The sequence below is a fragment of the Bengtsoniella intestinalis genome (genome assembly GCF_039719005.1).
GTDB classification, from domain to species: Bacteria; Bacillota; Clostridia; order Oscillospirales; family Oscillospiraceae; genus Oscillibacter; species Oscillibacter intestinalis.
This window is the reverse complement of sequence record NZ_CP133584.1, coordinates 726,353-750,390: the sequence shown is the minus strand read 5'-3', so window position 1 is coordinate 750,390 and position 24,038 is coordinate 726,353. Positions and strand designations below refer to the sequence as shown.

Annotated in this window: 19 protein-coding genes; 8 read left to right on the top strand and 11 right to left on the bottom strand. The window is 49.1% G+C overall.

The annotated features are described in order from the left end of the window. Positions 1-47: 47 nt before the first annotated feature. The 3 genes from RFF05_RS03695 to RFF05_RS03685 form a co-directional block, all read right to left on the bottom strand. Positions 48-1,379 carry a diguanylate cyclase gene (locus RFF05_RS03695; RefSeq protein ID WP_409969068.1) on the bottom strand — a complete coding sequence of 444 codons (1,332 nt, stop codon included), beginning with the start codon at positions 1,377-1,379 and terminating at the stop codon, positions 48-50. A gap of 180 nt (positions 1,380-1,559) precedes the next feature. Continuing rightward, a complete protein-coding gene (locus RFF05_RS03690; RefSeq protein WP_409969067.1) occupies positions 1,560-2,486 on the bottom strand; it encodes a GTP-binding protein in 927 nt (308 codons plus the stop codon). Positions 2,487-2,495: 9 nt separating this feature from the next. Further along, positions 2,496-3,614, bottom strand: a complete 1,119-nt coding sequence (locus RFF05_RS03685) for a CobW family GTP-binding protein (RefSeq protein WP_409970072.1) — start codon at positions 3,612-3,614, stop codon at positions 2,496-2,498. 276 nt (positions 3,615-3,890) lie between these two features. Between RFF05_RS03685 and glgB the strand changes: the two genes are divergently transcribed. The 7 genes from glgB to RFF05_RS03650 all read left to right on the top strand — a co-directional run bounded on the left by glgB (position 3,891) and on the right by RFF05_RS03650 (position 14,490). Next, a complete protein-coding gene (glgB, locus tag RFF05_RS03680) occupies positions 3,891-5,798 on the top strand; it encodes a 1,4-alpha-glucan branching protein GlgB (protein WP_409969066.1) in 1,908 nt (635 codons plus the stop codon). Continuing rightward, entirely contained in the window at positions 5,795-7,000 is a 1,206-nt protein-coding gene (locus RFF05_RS03675) for a glucose-1-phosphate adenylyltransferase (protein ID WP_409969065.1), read from the top strand. The genes glgB and RFF05_RS03675 overlap by 4 nt, the downstream gene beginning before the upstream one ends. Next, complete coding sequence (gene glgD, locus RFF05_RS03670) at positions 6,997-8,106, top strand: glucose-1-phosphate adenylyltransferase subunit GlgD (RefSeq protein WP_409969064.1); 1,110 nt, start codon at positions 6,997-6,999, stop codon at positions 8,104-8,106. The genes RFF05_RS03675 and glgD overlap by 4 nt, the downstream gene beginning before the upstream one ends. Positions 8,107-8,486: 380 nt before the next feature. After that, positions 8,487-10,265, top strand: coding sequence for a glycogen synthase GlgA (gene glgA / locus RFF05_RS03665; protein WP_409969063.1), 1,779 nt, complete (start codon positions 8,487-8,489; stop codon positions 10,263-10,265). Between the two features lie 52 nt (positions 10,266-10,317). Further along, a complete protein-coding gene (locus tag RFF05_RS03660; protein ID WP_409969062.1) occupies positions 10,318-12,747 on the top strand; it encodes a glycogen/starch/alpha-glucan phosphorylase in 2,430 nt (809 codons plus the stop codon). Positions 12,748-12,827: 80 nt separating this feature from the next. Further along, positions 12,828-13,412 (top strand): nitroreductase family protein, encoded by a 585-nt coding sequence (locus tag RFF05_RS03655; protein WP_409969061.1) that lies wholly within the window; start codon positions 12,828-12,830, stop codon positions 13,410-13,412. Between the two features lie 70 nt (positions 13,413-13,482). Next, positions 13,483-14,490, top strand: coding sequence for an NADH:flavin oxidoreductase (locus tag RFF05_RS03650; RefSeq protein WP_409970071.1), 1,008 nt, complete (start codon positions 13,483-13,485; stop codon positions 14,488-14,490). A 101-nt stretch (positions 14,491-14,591) separates the two neighbouring features. On the opposite strand, the gene pdxT is transcribed toward RFF05_RS03650, so the two are convergent. Both pdxT and pdxS read right to left on the bottom strand, forming a co-directional pair. Continuing rightward, on the bottom strand, positions 14,592-15,176 hold the full coding sequence (gene pdxT / locus RFF05_RS03645) for a pyridoxal 5'-phosphate synthase glutaminase subunit PdxT (RefSeq protein ID WP_409969060.1): 585 nt from the start codon (positions 15,174-15,176) through the stop codon (positions 14,592-14,594). After that, entirely contained in the window at positions 15,176-16,051 is an 876-nt protein-coding gene (gene pdxS, locus RFF05_RS03640) for a pyridoxal 5'-phosphate synthase lyase subunit PdxS (RefSeq protein ID WP_409969059.1), read from the bottom strand. The genes pdxT and pdxS overlap by 1 nt, the downstream gene beginning before the upstream one ends. Before the next feature lie 732 nt (positions 16,052-16,783). On the opposite strand from pdxS, the gene RFF05_RS03635 reads away from it, so the two are divergent. Next, positions 16,784-17,158 carry a helix-turn-helix domain-containing protein gene (locus RFF05_RS03635; RefSeq protein WP_409969058.1) on the top strand — a complete coding sequence of 125 codons (375 nt, stop codon included), beginning with the start codon at positions 16,784-16,786 and terminating at the stop codon, positions 17,156-17,158. 100 nt (positions 17,159-17,258) lie between these two features. Here RFF05_RS03635 and RFF05_RS03630 read toward each other — a convergent pair whose 3' ends face one another. From RFF05_RS03630 to RFF05_RS03605, 6 genes are all read right to left on the bottom strand, one after another. Beyond that, on the bottom strand, positions 17,259-17,531 hold the full coding sequence (locus RFF05_RS03630; protein ID WP_409969057.1) for a DUF4314 domain-containing protein: 273 nt from the start codon (positions 17,529-17,531) through the stop codon (positions 17,259-17,261). A 2-nt stretch (positions 17,532-17,533) separates the two neighbouring features. Then, entirely contained in the window at positions 17,534-19,123 is a 1,590-nt protein-coding gene (locus tag RFF05_RS03625; RefSeq protein ID WP_409969056.1) for a recombinase family protein, read from the bottom strand. A gap of 290 nt (positions 19,124-19,413) precedes the next feature. Continuing rightward, positions 19,414-19,914, bottom strand: a complete 501-nt coding sequence (locus tag RFF05_RS03620; protein WP_409969055.1) for a recombinase family protein — start codon at positions 19,912-19,914, stop codon at positions 19,414-19,416. Next, the gene (locus RFF05_RS03615; RefSeq protein ID WP_409969054.1) at positions 19,911-21,461 is read right to left on the bottom strand and encodes a recombinase family protein; all 1,551 of its coding nucleotides are present in this window, start codon (positions 21,459-21,461) and stop codon (positions 19,911-19,913) included. The genes RFF05_RS03620 and RFF05_RS03615 overlap by 4 nt, the downstream gene beginning before the upstream one ends. A 57-nt stretch (positions 21,462-21,518) precedes the next feature. Beyond that, the gene (locus RFF05_RS03610; RefSeq protein ID WP_409969053.1) at positions 21,519-21,674 is read right to left on the bottom strand and encodes a hypothetical protein; all 156 of its coding nucleotides are present in this window, start codon (positions 21,672-21,674) and stop codon (positions 21,519-21,521) included. After that, on the bottom strand, positions 21,671-23,599 hold the full coding sequence (locus tag RFF05_RS03605; RefSeq protein WP_409969052.1) for an ATP-dependent DNA helicase: 1,929 nt from the start codon (positions 23,597-23,599) through the stop codon (positions 21,671-21,673). Before RFF05_RS03605 ends, RFF05_RS03610 begins: the two co-directional genes overlap by 4 nt. Positions 23,600-24,038: the final 439 nt, after the last annotated feature.

Sequence of the window (24,038 nt, the reverse complement as noted above, 5' to 3'; positions counted from 1 at the left end):
ACAAAAAGGAACCCCACGGCTGTGGGGTTCCTTTTTGTTGTTTATCATTATTTTGGCAAGTATTTGTGGCGGAATAACTCGCTTTTATCAATATATTTGCCGTATTGTTCTTCTTTGCTTTTGTACATCATGTGGTCTGCAATTTCAATTTGCTCAATGACGTTGCAGTCGTGGTTGCGCCAGCAATAACCAAGGGCAGCCAGAGGGAATTCACCACTTTCAATAAAAGCCCGTAGCTTGCCAAGGCGATCATAGTAGCACCATTCTTCTTTTTCGGGGCAGAGCATCACAAACTCATCGCCACCGATGCGGAAAGCGCATTCGTTGTACAAATCGTTTAAAAATACGCCTAACTTTCTGATATACTTGTCACCTTCTTGGTGGCCGTATAAATCATTCACAGCTTTCAAACCGTTGATATCCACATAGACAACGCCCAAACGGCTGGGCGGATTTTTACGGAAATCAGCAATCATTTTGCTATAGCTGTTACGGTTACGCATGCCCGTGAGGTTATCAAAATAACTTACATGGTACAGTTTTTCCATTTGGCGACTCTTGTCGATAAAATCAGCCACGAAACTAGACACTGCGCGGATGATGGTGGTTTCTTTGATATACCGCTTGGGATTATCTACGCCGATGAAGCCCATAAATGAGCCGTTGGTATTGTAAAGGGGGGCTGTGGTTAGAGATTGAATGCCCTGCATATCCAAAATGCGATATTCTTCAGAATCAACGGGGACTTCATCATGGAGAGAGTCAATGAAGAATAGGCCATCTTCTTTGAATTTTTTGAACCAGCTGTCGCATACAGAACTGTCCACGCCTTGTAAAAGGTGGATTTGAGGTTCCACACCATCGGCGCACCATTCGTGGGAGTTGTTCAGTTTGGTGTTTCTTTCTGCTAACATGAAAATATATCCACGCTCGGCATCATGATACTGCGCCACCAACCCAAGCAATTTGTTGATAGAGACTTCAGGTGCTTCGGAGGTATGCAGCAAAGAGATGCAGTTGTTGAGCACGCGTTGCGCCTCCAGTTGGCGACTCAAATCTTGCTCCAACTTAATACGGGAGGAGATGTCTTTGGCAAATTCTAACTTGGCTTCCACACCGTTGAAGGTAACCAGCTTGTCTTGTACAGCAAAATGAGAGTCCAATAAGGGGTTATAATGTTCCCAGCTGTAAAAGGTGTCGTGGTTCAAAAGATGATTGGTGCAGAAGGGACAAGGTGCATCTAAACCTTGTAAAATTTTATAACACTTTTTACGGTGCCATTCATCCTCGCAAGGATTGCCCAGCTTGTTGTGAAGGCTTGGATTGATATAATACAGCTCATACGATTTTGGATCAGCAATATAAATGATATCGTCCATTTCGTTCAAGACGGCATGTGCGATGATCTCTGGTCTCACTGTAAGTACCACCCCCATTTTTATCAGTTATACTTATTATAAACTATTTGGAAAAAATTACAAGTTCATTTTATACAGTTTATAACTAAATTTTGTGATACTATTTGGTATTTTAGCGCAAGGTGGTACCTTTTTTGCTTTTTAGAAGCTAACCACGTCATTTTCTGGTTTATCACCCACTTTTGCTGTGAGAATATTCAATTGTGGACCCTTGCCTTGGTAGGCGGCGTGCTCCACAGTGGACACAGTGGCGGTGACGTTAAGCCATTGATAATCTTCAAATTGCGCCAAATCACCAGTGGCCACCACGCCCAAAAACTCAATGTCATCGGCGCAACAAGTCATGGCAAATCGACCGGGCACAAAGGTGTTGGGGAAGGTTTTGGAGTGGCACATGACCAAGCTCAAATCAATGGTTTTGCCAGCGTACCGTTCTGGATAATCCATCACATCCACATAAAAAATGCCGAAATCTTCGTCAGGAATCGTCACCACATCCCCATCCATATTAAAGGGTGGGGTTTGGTCGTTGATATAATCTTCAGCTTCTTCGCCATCGTCCTCAAGGAAAATGTCGGCGCGGCGGTTCACCATGCGCAGATTGCGACTGCGGAGCTGAGCCTTCAATTCCTCGGTGCAACGGTTGAACACCAACAAATCGGCATTCATAATTTTTTCCATCATCAGCTGGCTCATGTTGCGGGAGTAAATTTCAAAAGTTTCTGCCTCCACAAATACCATCACTTGGTACACCAACCAGTTGCTGGGTAAGCGCTTGTTGCATAGGTCTGGCAATGACCACATACCATTGCATTCAATGACAATTTGTTGGGGTTGATATTTGTGCTCCATAGCGGTTAAAAACTCTGGAGAGAAGGTTTCAAATTCATCCACTTTTACGACAGTTACATTATATAATGCTTGTTCAGAGTATTCTACGTCCCCTTCCTCGCAGCACAAGAGGAGGGTTTTGGCATCATGGGCGAAGCCATCTTCTAAAATACCGTTCAAAAAGGTGGTTTTGCCGCTGTCTAAAAAGCCAGCAATTAAATATACGGGTAATTCCATGGTGTCTCCTTATAGTCCAAATAGGGTGGCTAGCTGGCTATTATCAATGCCAGCGCCAATGACGCACAAGCGCCCAGTGTAGTCGGCTTTGGCTGGGCGTAGATTCACTTCGCCGGGTACATAGTCAAATTCAAACCAGCCGTCGCCAGTGGGCACAATGCCCTTGGCGCGCAGTACCATGCCAAATTCGCCGCCATCCAACGCATCCAGTGCAAATTCAAGCTGTGCCTTGGTAAACATATGTGGAGTTTCTATGCCCCAGCTGGTGAACACATCTTCAGCATGATGGTGACCATGATGGTCGTGACCGCAAGCGCAGTGTTCGCCGTGTTCGTGGTGATGGTCATGATGGTCGTGACCGCAAGCGCAGTGTTCGTCGTGTTCGTGGTGATGGTCATGATGGTCATGACCGCAAGTGCAGTGTTCGTCGTGTTCGTGGTGATGCTCATGATGGTCGTGACCGCAAGCGCAGTGTTCGTCGTGTTCGTGGTGATGCGCTTGCACTTGAGTCAATAAATCTTGTTCCAAAGAGGGGGCGGTCATGGCTTCTTTCATGGTCATGGCAGACAGCTCGTCCCATGGGGTGGTGACAATGGCGGCCGTGGCGTTGTGGGTGCGCAGTAAATCCACAGCGGCTTGGATTTTTTCTTGGGACAGCTTTTGGGTGCGAGAGAGGAAGATGGCACCAGCGTGAGAGACTTGGTCGATATAAAATTCGCCAAAGTTTTTCTCGTACACCTTTACCTTCAGCCCGTCTGCCACGGTGACAGCACTGCCCAGCACCATGTCCCCAGATTGGGCGGTGGTGCGCTCTACGGCGGCAATCACGTCAGATAATTTGCCCACGCCAGAGGGCTCAATCAAGATGCGGTCTGGGCTAAATTGGGCATGAACGTCCAGCAGAGCTTGGGTGAAATCGCCCACCAAAGAGCAACAGATGCACCCAGCAGACATTTCAGAAATCTCCACTCCAGATTCCTTCAAAAAGCCGCCGTCAATGTTCACAGAGCCAAACTCGTTTTCAATCAAAACCAGCTTTTCATCGGGATAGGCTTCTTGCAATAATTTTTTAATTAGCGTGGTTTTCCCAGCCCCTAAAAAGCCAGAAATAATATCAATATGTGTCATCATAAAAACCTCATTTTCATAGAGTTGCTATTAACTAACTCTATCATACCACTTTATATGTAAAATGCAAGTTTTTTTTGTCACAGCCATTTCGACAGATTGTATCCATGATTTTTGGTAAAATGGTAATATATGACAGATTTTCCAAAAATTTTAAATTGTTTACCTTGACGTTTGGTCATTTAGATAGTATAATGAATTATGAACAATATTTGAATTCCTTTGCAAGGGAAACTGGCAAAATGCACAAAAGCGAGAAACGAAAGAGGAGAACCCATGGGAAGATATGACTGGATTGAGAGCTACCACCAAGGCCATTGCAGTGCCGCCTACCGTCACTTTGGCGCCCATCCTGCCACCCACCGTGGCAAAGAGGGCTGGGAGTTTTGCGTATGGGCACCCAAGGCCAAAGCTGTCAGCGTGGTGGGGGATTTCAACAACTGGGACACCACCGCCAACACCATGAAGCAACGTGGTGAAATTTGGGAGGGGTTTATCCCTGACTTAAAGCCATACACTGCCTACAAATTCTCGGTCATCGGTGCCGATGGGGAACAGCGCTTGAAAGCCGACCCCTATGGATTTCACACGGAAACCCGTCCTGCCACCGCATCGAAGCTGTATCACTTTAAAGACTTCAAATGGGGCGACAATGCCTTTTTGAAAAAGCAAGAGGCAAATCCTGTCTACCAAGCACCGTTGAACATCTATGAAGTCCACCTTGGCTCTTGGAAATTGCACGAAAATGGGGACTTTATCGACTATAAAGATTTGGCGCGCCAACTGGCAACTTATGTCAAAGAAATGGGTTACAACGCCATTGAGTTGCTGCCCATCACCGAGCATCCCTTGGATGACTCTTGGGGCTATCAGTGCACAGGCTACTTCGCCCCAACCTCTCGCTTCGGCACCCCTGACGATTTCAAGTGGTTTATCAACCACCTACATAAAAAAGGCATCAGCGTGATTTTAGACTGGGTGCCTGCTCACTTCTGCAAAGATGCCCAAGGGCTTTACGAATTTGACGGCAGTTGCTGTTACGAATACACCGTGCCCTGTATGCAGGAGCACGCTGGCTGGGGCACCCGTATTTTTGACTACGGCAAGCCCGAAGTCATTAGCTTTTTGCTGTCCTCTGCCCGTTTTTGGTTAGAAGAATACCACATCGACGGGTTGCGTGTGGACGCTGTGGCCTCCATGCTGTACCTCGATTATGGCCGTGAAGGGGAAGAGTGGCTCCCCAACATCCACGGTGGACGCGAAAATTTGGAAGCGGTAGCTTTCTTGCAAAAGCTAAACCAAATGGCGTTTTCTATCAACTCCAATGTGCTGATGATTGCCGAAGAATCCACCTCTTGGCCTCTGGTATCGTATCCAGTTGACCAAGGTGGCTTAGGATTTAACCTGAAGTGGAACATGGGTTGGATGAACGATATGTGCCACTACTTAAAACTGGATCCCTATTTCCGCCAACATCACCACAAAGACATCACCTTCTCCATGATGTACGCCTTCTCTGAAAACTTTGTCTTGCCCATGAGCCATGATGAAGTTGTTCATATGAAGGGCTCTGTTGTGGGGAAAATGCCCGGTGATTATGAAAACCAATTGCGGTGCCTGCGTGGGTTCTATGCCTATTTGCTGGCGCACCCCGGCAAAAAGCTGATGTTCATGGGCCCAGAAGTGGGTCAGTGGAACGAATGGAAATCCTCGGGTGAACTGGACTGGCATCTGCTTGAAAAAGATTTGGGCAAACAAACCCACCAATTCTTTAAAGATGCCAACGCCTTCTATAAAAAGCAAAAAGCCCTCTGGCAAATCGATTTTGACTGGTCTGGTTTTGAATGGATTGTGGCTGACGACAACGACAATCAAGTGGTGGTCTTCGCTCGCAAAGATATCGCTGGCAAGGATTTAATCTGCGCCATCAACTTCTCTCCTAATGTGTATTCTGGGTATCGCTTCGGTTGTTATGCCCATAAACAATATTCTCTGGCTTTCAACACAGATAGCCAACTCTATGGCGGTGATGATGTGGGACAAACCCCCATCGTCGCAGTCGATCATATCCCCTCTCACGGTAAGGAACAATCCATTGCCGTGGATATCCCTGCATTTGGCACAGTATTCTTTAAAGGGGAAGGACGCCTTCCCAAATTACGCAACAAGGAGACGACGAAATGAAAAAAGATTGTGTAGCCATGCTTCTGGCTGGTGGTCAAGGCAGTCGGTTATATGTGCTGACTGGCGAGATGGCCAAGCCTGCGGTGCCCTTTGGTGGGAAGTACCGCATCATCGACTTCCCCCTCTCCAATTGCACCAACTCCGGCATCGACACGGTGGGCGTGTTGACCCAGTATCGCCCTCTGGAGCTCAACAGCTACATCGGCAGTGGCCAACCTTGGGACTTGGATGCTTCCACAGGTGGCGTTCACATCCTGCCTCCCTATCAAGGGGCTGACGGTGGCACGTGGTACAAAGGCACCGCCAACGCCATCTACCAAAACTTGGGCTTCATCGATATGTATGACCCAGACACCGTGGTCATTCTCTCTGGTGACCATATTTACAAAATGGACTATGCCAAAATGGTGGCACGCCACAAAGAAGCAGACGCCGCTTGCACCATCTCCGTCATGGAAGTGCCCTGGGCTGAAGCCTCTCGCTTTGGTATCATGAGCGTGGACGGCGACGACAAAATCACCGAATTCGCTGAAAAACCCAAGGAACCCAAGAGCAATCTGGCTTCTATGGGCATCTATGTGTTCGACTGGAAAAAGCTCCGTGAATACCTAACCAATGACGAAGCTGACCCCAACTCTGAAAATGATTTCGGTAAAAACATCATTCCCAATATGTTGGGCAACCAAGAAGTGATGGCGGCCTATCGTTTTGAAGGCTACTGGAAAGACGTGGGCACTTTGGACTCCCTCTGGGATGCCAACATGGATATGCTCAGCCGTTCCTCTGGCTTGGATTTGACCGACAACAGCTGGCCCATCTACGCGCGTTCTCTGGCTTCTCACCCTGCCTACATCGGTGACGCTGGTCGTGTCAAACACAGCGCCATCAACCGTGGTTCTCACCTGTACGGCACCGTGGAAAACTCTGTGCTGGCACAAGAAGTTGACGTGGCAGAAGGCGCCGTGGTGGAATATTCTGTATTGTTGCCTGGTGCCAAGGTTGGCGCTGGTGCCACCGTACGCTATGCCATTTTGGGCGAAGGTTGCATCGTGGGTGCAGGTTGCTCTGTGGGTGGACGCCCTGAAGAAACATTGGAAAACTGGGGCTTAACCGTTCTGGCACCCCACTTGGAACTGGCAGAAAACACTGTGGTACCTGCTGGTAAAATGCTGGGCGCTGATGGTCAGGAGGTAGCAAGATGAAAAGTATTCACGGGATTATTTTCTCCTATCAACGAGAAAACTCTTTAAAAGAATTGGGCGAAAGCCGTGCTTCCGCCTCTGTGCCTTTCGGCGGACGGTATCGTGCCGTTGACTTCCCCCTCTCTGCCATGGTCAACGCTGGCGCTATGGACGTGGGCGTGGTGTTACAAGGGAAATACCAAAGTATTCTCGACCACTTGGGCACTGGCAAAGACTGGGATTTGAGCCGCAAACGTGGTGGCATGAAAGTCCTGCCCATGTTCGATTATCAAAGCAAACTGGCACAAGGCGACTTCCGTGGCCGTTTAGATGCGTTGGTTTGCGTGCGTTCTTATTTGGCCTCCATCCGTCAATCCTATGTGGTGTTGATGGACGGCGACTTGGTGGCAAACCTGCCCCTGCGTGACATTGTAGACAGTCACATCGCCTCTGGCGCAGACATCACCTGCGTGTGTGGCAATGACAGCTTCTACACAGAAAATGGCACCTATTTTGACATCGATGACAATGGCAAAGTGAAGGACGTGGCCTATAATCTGCACCGTCCTCGTGGCTATCGTGGCTTGGAAACCTATGTGATTTCCACCAAGTTGTTGCTACAATTGGTAGACGATGCCGCCAGCCATGACCAAGTTCTGTGGCGTAAAATGCTGTCCGATAAGAGCAATGAATTGAACATTCGCAGCTATTTGTGGAGCGGTTTTGCCGCTCAAGTGCGGACTGTACAAGAATATTACAACTGCAGTATGCAAATTTTGCAAGCTGATATTCGCAGTGATTTGTTCAACAAGTCTCGCCCCATCCGTGCCAAGGGTGCTGACATGGCGTCGGCCTACATTGCCCCCTCTGCTGAATGCGCCAGCACTTTAATTCCTGATGGTTGCTTCATTGAAGGTATTGTGGAAAACTCCGTCCTCTTCCCCGGTGTCATCGTGGAAGAAGGCGCCAGCGTGTCCAATTGTATCTTGTTCAAGGGTTGCGTGGTGCGTAAGGGTGCCAAGCTGTCCTATTTGATTGCCGATAAATATGTGGACGTATCCGAAGGGTGTAACCTTCGTGGCAACGCCAATTATCCCATTGTCATCTCCAAGGGGAGCAAAGTATAACCATACGAAACAATAAAACCACAACGTCGTGGGGGGAAGTGAGCAACATTTCCCCCACTTCAAATGTTAGGGAAACGGCGGACGACCAGAGCCTGCCCCCTGGGGTACAGGTCGTCCATACCCTGTTTTATATATACAATCCTGCCACCCCACGTCAGAGGGGCTGGGCGTTAGCCCAGAAGGGGCGCAGCCCCATGGCAGGTGCGTGACGACTTTTTGCACGCCCAACGGGTACCCCAGCGAATGCTGGGGGTATGGAGAAGCCTTGTGCAAAAATCTATCAATTGTTAATCTTCCGTTGTAGGGGCGACCTGTGGTCGCCCGTCTTCGGAGTTAGAAAGTTGTTCATCCACATTTGACTGAAGAAAGGAATTTTTATTATGAATATTCTATACGTAACCAGCGAAGCAGCTCCTTTTTGCAAGACTGGCGGTCTGGCCGACGTGGCTGGCTCTTTGCCTCTTGCTTTGGCAGCAGAAGGTGCCGATGTGTCTGTGGTGTTGCCATTGTATCAAAGCGTGAAGGCCAAATTTGCTGACAAGTTAGAGTTTGTGTGCTATGACTATGTGGATTTGGGCTGGCGCAACTGCTATTGCGGCCTGTTTATGACCAAGCAAGACGGGGTCACTTGGTATTTCATCGACAATGAACAGTACTTTAATCGCCCCACCCTGTACGGTCACATCGACGACGGCGAACGCTTTGGCTTCTTCTCCCGTGCTGTGGTGCGGATGCTTGACCATCTGGCCTCTTGGCCTGATGTGATTCACTGCAACGACTGGCAAAGCGCATTGGTGCCTGTGTATCTGGAAGATTTAAGCGTCCGTGAAGAAAAATACCATGGTATCGCCACTTCTTTGTCTATCCACAACATCGAATATCAAGGCAAATATAACGCATACTCTATGGGTGAGCTGTTTGGCTTAGACCAAGGCTGGGCCACTGACGGCACCATGATTATGGACGGCTGTGTGAACCTGCTCAAGGGTGCCATTTTGACCGCCGGGGCTTTGAATGCCGTTTCTCCCACCTATGCAAAAGAATTGATGGATCCCTATTTTGCCCACGGTCTGGATAGTGTCCTGCAAAAAAATGCCCACAAAATGCGTGGCATTTTGAACGGTATCGATTTGGTGCGCTATAATCCTGCCACCGATGGCCTCATTGCCGCCACTTTCTCCAAAGACGATTTGGCTGGTAAGGCCGCTTGTAAGCAAGCGTTGCAAGACATGATGGGTCTGCCTCAAGAACCCAACATCCCTGTGGTGGGCTTGGTGTCTCGTCTGGTGAGCCATAAGGGTTTGGATTTGATGTGCCAACAAATTGCTGCCATGATGGAACTGCCCATGCAACTGGTGGTGTTGGGCAAGGGCGACGAAGTGTATGAAGAATTCTTCCGCTGGGCACAAACTGAATATCCTGGTCGTATCGCCGTGCGTCTTGACTATAACGAAGCATTGTCTTCTGCTATTTACGCTGGGTCTGACTTGTATGTCATGCCCTCTAAGAGTGAACCTTGTGGCCTGAGTCAAATGATTGCTATGCGCTACGGCACCGTGCCTGTGGTGCGTGAAACTGGCGGCCTGAAAGACTCTGTTCAACCTTATGACCATATCCAAGACAGCGGCAATGGCTTTAGCTTCGCTGGCTATACAGGGGCAGAATTGGTGGATGCACTGCGCCGTGCCGTGTATCTGTACAAGGATTTCCCAGAAGAATTTGCCAAGCTCAGAGGCCGTGCCATGGAAAGTGATTTTAGCTGGAATAGCAGTGCAAAGGCATATTTGGCTATGTACGAAGAAATTTCTGGTAAAAATTTGGTAAAAGAGGTTGCAATTGAGGGGGAAGATGTAGTACAATTAGAAGTAATTGTTACGGAAACGATTACCTCCCAAGAAATTCCAGCAACTGAGCCTGAATCTGTACCAATTGCAGAAGTTGCACCAGCCCCTAAAAAGCGTGCCCCTCGTAAAAAAACCGTGCCCAAAACCCCTGCAAAAGAAGAAGTTCTTGTAGAAGAGGCACCCAAAAAACGTGGCCGTCCTAAAAAAGTGGCAGTTGTTGCCCCTGTGGAAGCCCCTGTGGCAGAATCTGCACCAGCGCCCAAAAAGCGTGCCCCTCGCAAAAAAGCCGCTCCTAAAAAGGCGACTGAAGAATAAAATTTTAGTCATGCCCTCTGTCAAGAGGGCATGACACCCCTAAGGAGTCCGTATGAAAAACTTTACCACCGAAACCCTGCAACAAGCCATCACCGACAAGCTGATGATTCACTTTGGCAAGGCACCTGAAGATGCCACAGAAGCCGAAATCGTCCGTGCTTGTGCACGTGTGATGCGTGACCGCATCGCCATTCGTGGCGTGGAAACGCGCACCAAAACCCGTAAACAAGGCGACAAGCAAGTCCACTACCTATCTCTGGAATTTTTGATGGGTCGTAGCTTGATGAAAAATGCGTATAATCTTGGCTCTTTGAAAATGCTCAACGAAGCCTTGACCAACATGGGCTTTACCCCTGCCGATGTATTTGAAGCCGAACCCGATGCCGCACTTGGCAACGGTGGCTTGGGTCGCTTGGCCGCTTGCTATATCGACAGCATGACCACCTTGGAAATCCCTGCCACTGGCTACTCCATCTGCTATGACTTGGGTATTTTCAAGCAAAAAATCGTAGACGGCCAACAAGTGGAATTGCCCGACAGCTGGAAAGATGTGGGCGAAGCTTGGCTGTTGCCCCGTCCTGAAGACACCAAATGGGTGCGCTTTGGCGGCACCGTCCGCGACCAATGGGATAATGGGTATTTGCACATTGTCCACGAAGGCGGCCAAGTGGTGCGTGCTGTACCCTGTGACATGGAAATCGCTGGCTACGATACCGACCACGTGAACACCTTGCGTCTCTGGGATGCCCAACCCACCAAACAAGTGGATATGTCCATGTACTCCCGTGGGGAATACATGAAAGCCACCGAAGAAGAAGCCATGGCAGAAGTCATCGCCAAGGTGCTCTACCCTGAAGACAACCACTACGAAGGCAAATCTTTGCGCTTGAAACAACAATACTTCTTCGTCTCCGCCACCGTGCAACACATTGTGCAAAAGCACGTGGAAGCAGGCCGCCCCTTGACCAACTTCCATGAATATAACGTCATCCAAATCAACGACACCCACCCTGCACTGGTTGTCCCCGAATTGATGCGTATTTTCATCGATGAAGCTGGCTTGGATTGGGAACAAGCATGGGACATCACCACCCAAGCCGTGGCTTACACCAACCACACCGTGCTGGCAGAAGCACTGGAACGCTGGCCTCAAGACCTGTTCCAAACCTTGTTGCCTCGCATTTGGCAAATCGTCCAAGAAATTTCCAACCGTTGGCAAGCTAAGGTGGATAATCACTTCCACAACCACAGCATCACTGCCGATATGGCCATTGTCTGGAATGGAGAAATCCGTATGGCAAACCTGTGCATCGCTGGCGGTATGGCTGTCAACGGCGTCAGCGGTTTGCACTCTGAAATTCTCCGTAAAGATGTGTTTAAAAACGCATGCAACATGGAACCCCATAAGTTTAAAAACGTCACCAACGGCATTGACCATCGCCGCTGGCTCAGTGAAATCAACCCAGAAATGGACAGCTTGATTTGCGAGTTGACTGGTAGCAACCGCTATTTGTCTCATGCAGACGATATGATGAAGCTGGATGCCTTTGCTGACGATAAAACAGTGCTGGCAAAGCTGGCTGAAATCAAGCACGCCAACAAAGTGCGCTTTGCCAAGCACGCTAAAAAGACCCGTGGTGTCATCTTGAATCCCGATTCCATCTTTGATGTGCAAGTGAAGCGTCTCCACGAGTACAAGCGTCAACTGCTCAACGTGGTTCATATCATTTCCCTGTATCAAAAGTTACAAGACGACCCCAATGCCATTACCGTGCCCCACACCTTCCTCTTTGGTGCCAAGGCAGCCCCTGGCTATCAAGTGGCCAAGCGTATCATCCATTTGATTAACTCTCTGTCTGATGAAATCGACCACAACCCTGCTTGCAAAGGCAAGTTACAAGTGGTGTTCCTAGAAAACTATCGTGTGTCTCTGGCTGAACAGCTCATCCCTGCGTCGGAAGTCTCTCAACAAATTTCTACCGCTGGTAAAGAAGCCTCTGGTACTGGCAACATGAAGTTCATGATGAATGGTGCTCTCACTGTGGGTACTTTGGACGGTGCCAACGTGGAAATGCACGGTTTGCTAGGCGACGAAAATATGTTCCTATTCGGTCTCCATGCCCACGAAGTGGAACAACTCATTCGTGACGGTTACGATCCCCAACGGATTTACCAAGAAAACGCCACTTTGCACCGTGCTTTGGATGCGCTGCGCAATGGCTTCCGTGACGGTGTGCGTTATGATGATCTGTATCAACGTTTGGTCTACGGCAACCACGGTAGCTGTGCCGATGAATATCTGCTGTTGGCCGACTTTGCTGACTATGCCAAGGCAGAAGCACGCATGAGCGCCACTTATGCTGATCCCACCGCATGGAATAAAATGAGCCTGCACAACATTGCTCGCTCTGGTCTGTTCTCTGCTGATCGCTCCATCGCTGACTATGCCGAAACCATTTGGCACACCAATTATCGCAAGTAAGCGTGACAACGCAATCAAGGGAATTGCCAGATCGGCAATTCCCTTGATTTATACGTACCATTTAAAAAGGAGATTTTATTATGTTTTTAGACATCGTCAAACACAGCCGTAGCTACCGCGGCTATGACAGTAGCTACCTCTTCACCAAGGAAATGTTGCTCTCTTATGTGGACTGCGCACGCTATGCCCCGTCCAGTGTCAATGCCCAACCCTTTCGATACTATTTGGTGTGGGAGCAAGACGAAGTGGCAACCTTGCAAACCGCCACAGGTTGGGCACGGGCTCTGCCAGAGTTGACCCTGCCCCACGAAGGCAAGTGCCCCACTGCGTTTATTGTGATTTGCCAAGATATGAATTTGGGTGACTCTTTGCCTCGCTATCAAAAAGATGTGGGTATTGTGGCGCAAACCATGTTGTTAGCCGCCGCCAGCGAAGGCTTGGGTGGTTGCATGATTGGTAATTATAATGCCAAAACGGTGAAGGAGATGCTGTCTCTGCCTGAGCAGCTGTCCCCTGTGCTGATTGTTGCTTTTGGCAAACCTGATGAAGCCATCGAAATTGTAGAAGTGGATGAAGGGGCGAATATTGCCTATTATCGAGACGAAAATGATGTGCATTATGTGCCAAAGCGGAAACTAGAAGACATTGTTTTGACCAAAGATTAATCTCAACAAAAGATGAGGAGGCTATTTATTTGAAAACTTTATTTGATACATTTAAAATCAGAAATACCCCATTGCCAACCGTATTTGCGTGCCACCCATGGTCTGCTATCATTTTACCGACGACAGTGGCTACGTGGTGGAGAAAAATATAAACCACTATGGCAGCATTGCCAAAGGCGGTTTTGGTCTGGTGATTGTAGAGGCCACTGCCATCGACAAATCTGGGCGACTTTCTCACGACCAATTGGGGCTGTGGGAAGACGGTCAAATCCAAGGACACAGCCAAATTGCAGCGTGTGTGCACCAAGAAAATGTACCAGTTGTGGTGCAAATTCACCATGCTGGGGTGATGGGCTGTGCAGAAGAGGTGGTGTCATCCTCTGTCTGTACGGTCAACAATAAAACAGCCAGAGCGTTGACGTTGGAGGAAATTGAAACCATCGAATCCCAATTTGTGGCGGCGGCAAAACGGGCAGAACAAGCAGGGTATGACGGCGTGGAAATCCATGGCGCTCACAACTATTTGCTCACCCAATTCTTAAACTCTAGAGTCAATCAACGCACCGATGCCTATGGTGAAGATAAACTTTTAATTGTAAAAAATGTCATCCAAAAAATTCGCGCCTGTACAAAAGACGATTTTATTGTGGGCATTCGAATGGGTGCCTATGAACCCACCATTGACCAAGGCATTGCCCATGCTAAAGTGTTTGAATCCTTAGGGTTTGACTACTTAAATGTATCCTTTGGGTTCTCCTTCCAAATGGATGACCCTACCCCAGCAGACTACGAATTCTCTCCCCATGTGTACGGTGCCAGCCAGATTGCGCCCCATGTGAACATCCCTGTTTTTGGGGTGAACCAAATCACAAACCCTGCCCAAGCCCAAGCGATTTTGACCCAAGGAGACTTGGATATGGTTTGCATCGGTCGCGGCGTGCTGGTGAATTATAACTGGGCAAACGATGCCAAAGCCAATCAGGATGTGGGCAAATGTCTCTACTGCCCCAAATGCTACTGGCGCATCCCCATGGCAGACTGCGCAGGCCGTCGTCTGTACCACAAGAATAAATCCTAAAGAAAATAGTAAAAAATCCGAAGTAGATTTATCTACTTCGGATTTTTTAAATAGAGTGGTAAAAAGATACGGCGCAAGGATAGATGTAGTTGTGGCGATCCTTAGGATTCCGCTGCAACGTGGCTGCTTTTGATCATATCCAAGAAATAATTGTGTACAGTGGTGTCCTTTGTCAACTCGGGATGGAAGGCAACACCCAGTTGATTGCCTTGTCGAACAGCCACAATTTTACCTTGATATTCGCTTAAAATGGTGACATTGGTTTTTACATCGCTGATATAAGGCCCACGGATAAATCGCATTTCTATCTGCTGGCCATGGAACGGATGGGTGGTGGAAAAACTGGCACATTGTCTGCCAAAGGCATTGCGCTGAACGGTGACATCCATGGTGGCCAAGTGATTTTTGCTTTGATTGTCAATGTTTTTCGCCAGCAAAATCAGCCCTGCACAGGTGCCGAACACAGGCAAACCACCTTCAATGGCTATTTTCATATCCTCGAAAAGGTCTAAATCATGCAATAGTTTCCCCATCACTGTGCTTTCGCCACCAGATAAAATTAAGCCGTCAAAGTTCTGATTGAAATCAGATTTTTTTCGTATTTCCGTCGTGTCCACACCCAATGATTTTAGCATCTGAATATGTTCGATAAAAGCCCCTTGTAGCGCCAAAACTGCTATGTTCATTAGATGCCTCTTTCAGCCATGAGAATCTTGATTTCAGAGGGATTGAGGCCCACCATGGCCTCACCCAAATTTTCAGAAACTTGGGCCAAGATGCACTTGTCGTTGTAGTTGGTAACGGCTTTCACGATGGCTTCTGCACGTTTTGCAGGGTCGCCTGATTTGAAAATGCCAGAGCCAACGAAAACCCCTTCTGCGCCAAGTTGCATCATCAGCGCCGCATCCGCTGGTGTGGCCACGCCACCTGCGGCAAAATTGACAACAGGAAGCTTGCCGTTTTGGTGGACATAAAGCGCCAAATCATAGGGCACCTGTAGCTCTTTTGCTGCGTTGTAAAGTTCGTTTTCATCCATGCCTTGCAAGCGCTTTATGTCCCGTTGCATCATGCGCATATGGGTGACAGCTTGCACAACATCCCCTGTGCCGGGCTCGCCTTTTGTGCGAATCATGGTGGCGCCTTCGTTGATACGTCGCAAAGCTTCCCCTAAGTTTTTCGCACCGCAGACAAAGGGTACGCTAAAGTCTCGTTTGTTGATGTGGTACACCTCATCTGCTGGGGTCAACACTTCGCTTTCATCGATATAGTCGATTTCAATGGCTTCTAAAATCTGTGCTTCCACAAAATGACCGATTCTGCATTTGGCCATCACGGGGATGCTCACAGCATTTTGTATTTCCTTAATCATATGGGGGTCGCTCATCCGTGAAACACCACCCACCGCACGAATATCCGCAGGGATGCGCTCCAAGGCCATCACAGCGCAAGCGCCAGCGGCCTCAGCAATCTTGGCTTGCTCTGGTGTCATCACATCCATAATGACCCCACCTTTGAGCATTTGTGCAAGCTCCTTGTTTAACGCGTATTGATTTTTTTCCATGATACTATTCTCCTAAGTCATGCTAGATATTAGTTGTGCGTACAACCACCTGCATTGTACACCCCATCTGACCTTGTTGAAATAACCAAAATAGGAAAATTTAATAATACCAGAAAAGATTTTTATCTGTTACGTTGTTACAACGCGCACCACCAAGTCTACAAAAGGTAAATGATCTCGCTAATCTCCACCAAAATAAAGAATCGCGACAGAGAAGCAGGCACTATAAAAAAATCCGAAGTAGATAAATCTACTTCGGATTTTTTGGATAGAGTGGCCAAAAAAGATGCACCGCCCAACAAGCCTGCACCATCTGGGGGAGCTCGACTGGCCTCGCAGTTTGGTCACCCAACCGCTAAAAACAGCACTGGGGGGAGTTTGAGGGGGCTTGCCCCCTCAAATTGAATCGATTTGCCCATTATTAAATCGCGACAGGAAACAGAGGGCAACATTTTACGAAATCAGACTAAGGTAACAAGTCTGCAAAAGGCAATGCCGCTAATCTCCGCAACGAAAAAAACGACGGCAAAGCCGTCGTTTTTCGTGGATGTAGTGGCCAAAAAAGATGCACTCATTTTTCAATCTTGCGCTCTGGTAATTGCTTGAAAAGTTTTACTTTGTTACTGTGAGTCACAAAAATTGACCTACAGTTTATTTACAGTTTATAGAATTACTGATATAGTTAAAGTTACAAAACGAATTGTGCTAAAATTATATGGGAGGGCTGACGATATGGATAAGTTAACAGTTGCTACAGGGATGTGTCTGCAAAAGCATCGTTTGGAGCAGGGATTATCTGCGGAAGAAATTGGCACACTCATCGGGGAGTCTGCAACCTACGTGGAACACATTGAGCGAGGTGAAACTGCCATCACCGTTGCGCTATTATCCAAGTTTTCAACAGCCCTTAATATAAGCATTGCACTTCTTTTCTTAGAGATAGAGAGCCCAGAAGTAGCAGAAAAAAACTATCTATTGCGTTGCTATAAGGAACTCATAAAAGTCAATTCTGCTGGACAAAAATTCCTCTACAAGTGGATGTATAAACTTATAAATTCTGGGAAAGAAGCGGATGCGGAGGAAGACCCCCAATTCGATATATGGTAAGTTTCCTGCGGCTGGCATTCACTCAAAAGATAATTGAATACGTAAAAAAGGGCTAGGCCACCAGCACGTTATCCGTACTGGTGGCCTAGCCTATTGCTATTTACCGAGCCATATTTTTCTTCTGGGGCTTGGACTTCTGAACGGGAGCGTCGTTGCACACTTCGAAGCAATCCACGTTCAAAACCAACGACAAGGTTCGTCCGTTGTCCCACTTCATGACCGCCTGCGCCAAGTCATCGACAAAAATAATCGTGCCCATGGTGCCAGATGGCACAGCTTGAGGGTCGCTCATGGAGAGGAGTCGGACTCTGGTGCCAGCTGGGTAGGTGTCTTTGTAATACTTCACTTCTTCTCTGGATGGTACATTATACATAGTTAGGTTGCTCCTTTGAATTTTATTCCCACCGTCTCGCTGTCCTGCACGGTTATCTGCTGGATGGCTTGGCGGATGAGGTCGTCGCTGTACTGGGTTTCGGGTTGTAGGGACTGCACCCAGTGGGCAATCTGTGCCACACGGCTCTCTACGCTGGGCTGTGTGGGGCGTTTGGGGGCTAGGCTGTCTAGCGTGTGCTGGAGGACTTTTTTCTCCTCTGCAAGGCTCTGCATTTGGGCGGACAGGTCGGGGTTGTCCATGTCCTCTAGCACCATCTCCAGCAGGATTGCCTGTTGGTTGGTAATCTCCAGCAGTCTATCTTGTAGCTGCTCACAGCCGTCATCCCCCTGCCCATTCACCACTTGGGTGATGTGATCCAGCAGGGTTGGCAGGACTTCTTGCTGTGTGCTGACGAAGTCGTGAATCTGTTCCATGATAAGGCTGTGGAGTTTCTCCTCCTCCATGGTGGGTGAGTGCTGACAGAATTTTGTGCCGTTTGCCAGTCGGGAGGTGCATCGCCAGACGATGCGTTTGGTGCCGTTTCTGCTCCATGTCACTCTGCGGTAAGGTGATCCACACTCGCCACAAATTAGCAATTCGGATAGGGCGTATTTGCTTGAATATTTCCCCTGCTCCGTGGTGGTGTTCTCCATGGTTTTTCGCTTGGAGTTTCGCCGTGCCAGTTCCTCCTGCACTCTGGCATAGATGTCTCGTGGCACGATGGCGGCGTGGTGGTTCTCCACGTAGTACATGGGGCGCTCCCCTTGGTTTTTCATGACCTTCTTGCTGATGGGGTCTTGGGTGAAGGTCTTTTGTAGGAGGGCATCCCCGATGTATTTCTCATTGGCGAGGATGTTCTGGATGGCTTGATGCCCCCAGTTGAGGGTGCCCTTCTTGGTGAGACGTTCTGTTTCTATCAACTCAGTTTTTAGCGTGGCGATACTGGCTCCTTCGAGGTAACGGCGGTAGATGTAGCAGACAGTCTCCGCTTCCTCTGGGATGATTTCGATGGTACCGTCATCATTTTTCTGGTAGCCCAGTAGCTTGGGGAAGGTGAATTCTCCCGACTCCATTCGTTTTCGCTTGCCCCAGAGGACGTTCTGACTGAGGGACTCACTTTCCGCTTGGGCGAAGCCACTGAACAGTGTGATGAGGAACTCGCTACTCTCGGTCAGCGTGTTGATGTTCTCTTTTTCGAATATGACCCCGATGCCGTTGGCTTTTAGGGTGCGCACGGTATCCAGACAGTCCACCGTATTACGGGCAAATCGGGAGAGGGATTTTGTGAGAATGAGATTGATGCGACCACGCTTGCAAGCGGCAATCATGCGGTTGAACTCTTTTCGCTTTTTTAGCCCAGTGCCAGAGATGCCCTCGTCGGCATAAATGCCAGCCATCTCCCAATCGGGATTGGACTCGATTTTCTCGGTGTAGTAGCTCTTTTGGGCTTCGTAGCTGGTGAGTTGCTCGTCGCTATCGGTGGAGACTCGGCAGTAGGCCGCCACTCGTAGCTTTTTGGTTTGGGTGGTGCCTGTGGCAGTCTGTTGGGCGGCTGGTATCATCCGCACTCGGCGCTCCGTGGTCTGTATCATGTTCTCACTCCTGTCTGGTGGGGGTAGCAAGGAGCGAACTCCTATCGCCCATCGGCTGCTCTTTCTGGTGATTTTGAGTTTGTCATCGTTGCCTTGCGTCAGCAAGGCTGCCTCTTTCGCACCCAAAATCCCTCAAAAATATCTAGCCGATGGGTGCATCGCAGTTTTCACAATCAGATTTTTCTCTAGCGAAATAAAATCACGAAGAGAATACTTGGCGTATTGTCGAGGGATTTTCTGCACGATAGGGGAAAATCTGTTTGCGAAAACCGATAGTAGTTCGCTTCTTGCTACCCCAAACATTGATATCGGATGGAAATTCCCTGCAATATGAGGTCGATTACCTCGTTTGGATTGTCTGGGTGATCCACTCCGTGATTGACTTGATTATTGTTGCGGAGGACTTCTGCTGTGGGGGTATAGACGTAGGTTGAGGGTGTTATGGGCGGTTTTGTGGGGCTGGACTTTTCGACTCTGGTTCCCTTGCTCCCTTTGCCACCAATGATGCACTGCACCATGCGGAAGGTTTCCATCGGAATGATGGGAGGGTAGCCGTCCTGCCCAGTGTACCGTGGGTTTTCAAGCAGTCGCTTCACCTTGTGCTTGTTCCAGAGGGGGTTGTCCACCCAGTATGGGATGCCCTCGCTGTTGAGCCGATTGGCGATGGTCAGATAGGAACTGCCCTCACAGTACCAGCCGTATATCTTTTTCACCATTTCCGATTCGGAGGCTACCGCTGTGAAGGAGCCGTTCTGGATGGTGTAGCCGTATAGGTTTTTTCGATTACTCATGGTGCAACCGCCTCGGTCAGTGTGATACCACCGTAGAGGTGGAAGGTCATATTGCCATGCTGGTCGATGGTGATTTGCTCCACCAGTTCCTCAAAGAGTGGTTCGTCTAGTTCTTCCATGTGGTCTGGCCCCTGCTCTAAGATGGCGATGGTTTGCTGAATGGCGTCCACTCGTTCCTCGATGTCTTCATTCTCAATAACCCGTCTCCGCTGATGGCGCAGGGTCGTCATTTGGGCTTGGAGGGCGGTGCGTTTGGCGAGGGTGGCTTCTGCATCGAGGAGCCCTGCCGTCTGTAGCTTTTGGATTTTATGCTGTTGCTCGGCAGTCTGGGCGATGGCGGTGTTGATTTCTAGAAGGTGAGGATTGTTCCGCTGTAGGGCGGTTTGCAGTTCTTCCAGTTGCCGTAGGGTTGGTGGGAAGAGGTCTGCATGGTTAGATTTTAGCTTGTTGTATAAGGTGATGAAGGTGCGGAAAATCTCTGGCTCTGGGGTACGCCCTACGGGGCAGTCTCCAGCCTTTATATCGTGAGTGCGACAAGACCAGTAGGTATTCTTTCTAGGGCTGATTCGCCGAACGAAGGTTGCTCCGCAGCAACCGCATTTTATTTTCTTAGTAAGCTGAGATTGCGGATGCCTTGGAGGATTGCGTGTTCCTTTTCGTTCCTGTAGCGCTTGCGCTCTTAGATAGCTATCTCGGCTAATGATTGCCGGGTGAGTATTCTCAACATAATATTGGTCACATACACTAGTGTTTTTTCTTTTGACAAAGGGAAAGTCAGAAGTAAATGTCTTTTGGCAGAGTGTATCACCTACATACTTCTCGTTTCGTAAAATGGTTTGGATGGTGATTGCATTCCAACGAGCATTGCCATCCTTTGTCTTACTACCTGTTTGGCTCATATAGCGAGCAATACTTGCTGTGCTTTCTCCGCTGAGGTAACGAGAAAATATCTCTTGAATGAATATGGCTTCCTCTGGGATAATCTCTAGCGCACTGCATCCAATGTGGCGATACCCGAAGGGTGCCTTACAAGTAATAAACTCCCCACGCTCCATCCGTCGGCGGTAGCTCAGTCGTTGGTTTTGTGAGATGGACACTGACTCCTGCTGTGCCAGAGCGCCAGAAACGCTCACCATCAGTTCCGTGGTGAGCGTTCCAGTGTCGATATTCTCTTTTTCAAATTTAACAGTGACACCCAGTGTTGCCAGCTCTCGAAGGGCCGACAGGCAGTCCTTGGTATTTCGTGCGAAGCGAGAGAGGGATTTTACCAGAAGGCGATCCACCCGACCCTTTCGGCAATCGGACATCATCCGCTGGAACTCCTCTCGTCCTTCCAGCTTGGTGCCAGTGATACCCTCGTCGGCATAGATGTCCACCAGTTCCCAATCGGCTTGACTGGTGATAATCTGGGTGTAGGCTTTAATCTGGGTGGCATAGGAATTGAGTTGGTCAGCGGAGTCGGAGCTAACACGGCAGTAGGCCGCCACTCGTAGCTTGTCTCGATTGGTTTTGATAGCATCAATCTTGGTGACAGTTTTCTGCAACATGGTCGATCCTCCTTCCTAATTTCTGACCACAACACTACCACAGAAGTGATGGAATAGCTATGACAATTCCCAGACACTTCGGATGGCATAGTGGCTTCTGGTGAGGGTGGAAACCTTGTCCACTTCCTCGGCACTCAGGAGCCCTGCGTCCTGCAATTTGGCTAGGACCTGCAGGGCTATCTGGCATTGTAGTTTTCGTTTTGTTTCGCTCATAGTCGCCCCTCCTCGAAGTAGCCGTCCTCCTTAGTGCGACGAAGAAAGGCTTCAATCTGCCAATCTTGGTCGGTGACAGGACAGTCTGGCAGGGCGGTCAACACCTCGTGGTGGTATCTGCCATCTGCAGTGGCTCGCTCATCCAAGATGGCAACCACACAAGTGTCCGTCTCGGTGCGGATGGCTCGTCCAAATCCTTGGCGCAGTTTCATCTGCATTTCGGGAATGACCGCTGATTGGATGAACTCCTGCAAGGTGGGATACTGTTCTTTTTCACGCTCTTTGAGGGCATCAGGGAATGGGAATGGCAGTCGAGGGATGATGAGCAGGGACACGCAGTCACCGGGAAAGTCCATCCCCTCCCACGCAGAGCCAGTGGCAAAGAGGACAGCACCGGGGGTGGCTCGAAATCGTTCTAGGGTATGGGCGTTGTTTTTCCCAAGGGTGAATAGCGGATATGGTAGCGGCTCTACTGCTAGGCACTGCTTTACCGCTGTCATGGTGGCATAGGAAGTGAACAGCACCAGTGCGTGTCCGTGACTTCCCATACAAAGGGAGCGAATCTCCTCGGCAAGTTCTTGGGCATAAGCGTCGCCGTCTAAACGCAAGGGATGGTCTGGTAAGTACAGCATACAATGCTCGCCATAATCAAAGGCAGAGGGCAACACCGATTCCACCACTTTGACTTCCTCCACTAGACCAGCCAGTTCCTTAAAACGACGGAAATCGTGCCCCACAGCCAGTGTACCCGATGTCAAAATAAAGGGACAGTTCTGGTTCCAAAGGGTGGACTTCAGTCGGCTTGTCAAATCCACGGATGTGGCACAAAACTGAGTACGATTGCTTTCATCCTCACTGGTGTAACACACCATCTTGGATTGATTGGCTGACAAAAGAGAAACAGTGTTCAGTAGCGATGATATTTCATCTAGGAGGTCTAAGGGGTAGTGTGGGTAGAGTGACTTGTACAGCCCCTCCAGTGTTTTCTGGACAGGCAGTAGCTTCTGTTGGTAGTCCTCCACAGCGATGCCCTCATCCCAAGGGGCGGACAACATGGTATAAATGTTGAGACTACTGCGGCGAAGGGTTTCTGCCCACTGAGGTTGGCGTGCTTCTCGCAAATGGCGAATGAGGGTCGGAATCTGTGTGCTGGTGAGGGAGACTCCAAACATCTGCCGTGCCGTTTCGGGAAGCTTATGGGCTTCGTCCACAATGACGGTGCAGGGGCTAGGGAATAGGGCTGGCTTGGCAGAGTCACGGTGGATGCCGTCGGCTATCAAATAATTGTGGTTGCAAATTTGAAAGTGATATTGCTCCGTTTGACAGCCATTGATAAATCGCTTGTAGCGACAGTCTCTGTGGCGACACTGGCATTTGGGTGGCACACAGATTTGCTGATGGTCAAAGGGAGTGACGGATACACCATCCACGTCCACACGGTATTGCAGGGATCGGATGGCTCTGGCGGCTTCTTTGTTCTTCTTTGCCCCAGAAAGTTTTCTGATCGCACGAGCCAACTTTACATCACACACATAGTGGCGTTTTCCCTTGCGGACAACAGCCCGAATGGGATTGTCTAAAATCTGGTCTGCTACCAGCACTCTGGACAGCAGGGGGAGGTATTCTCGCAGCACCGCATTTTGCAAGGCGATGCTAGAGGTAGAAATAATCACAGGGGCAAAGTATAGCCCACAGTTGGCTCGATACTGAATAAATACAATGCTGGCAACGAGGTAGGCATAGGTTTTTCCACTGCCAGTGCCAGCGTCATTGAGGGAGATTTTGCTGTTCACCATATGGTCGAACATGGTGTGGGCAAGATGGATTTGCGACTGTCGCACAGTCATGCCCACGGTGGGAAATAGCTTCGTAAAGATATGGTCGATTTGTTGGTGGGCTATCTTTTGTTGGTCTAAGGTATTCATAATCCTTCTCCAATCGTAAAATATATAAAAAGGGGTTCCATCTATTTGCGGCTCGCATCCCGATGGATTAGGAACAGTACAGGTGACTTCTGGCTAGAAGTCTCACGGGTGATGTATCAAGGGTCTTCACTGCTTTCAACCCAAGGGCAACCCACCTATCTCATGCGTAGGCCGTGCGTGGTGTCTCATTGTCTGCTCCCAAATCGTCAATGCGCTATGGCGTGCCTTGCCACAGTCAACGAGGTGAAATCGCTCGCCCTGCAAGGCTGTCACCACTTGCAGGGGTCTTGGCGCACACTGGTCGAGTGCTCTTAGATGGGGGCGGTTCCCGTACTGCTGGTATAGTGACAGCGACATACGATTCTTGACGCACAATCTGCACCCCATGGCTCCCACCATGCTGTGCAAAAAATCCAGTTAATACGACAAGTATTGCCTT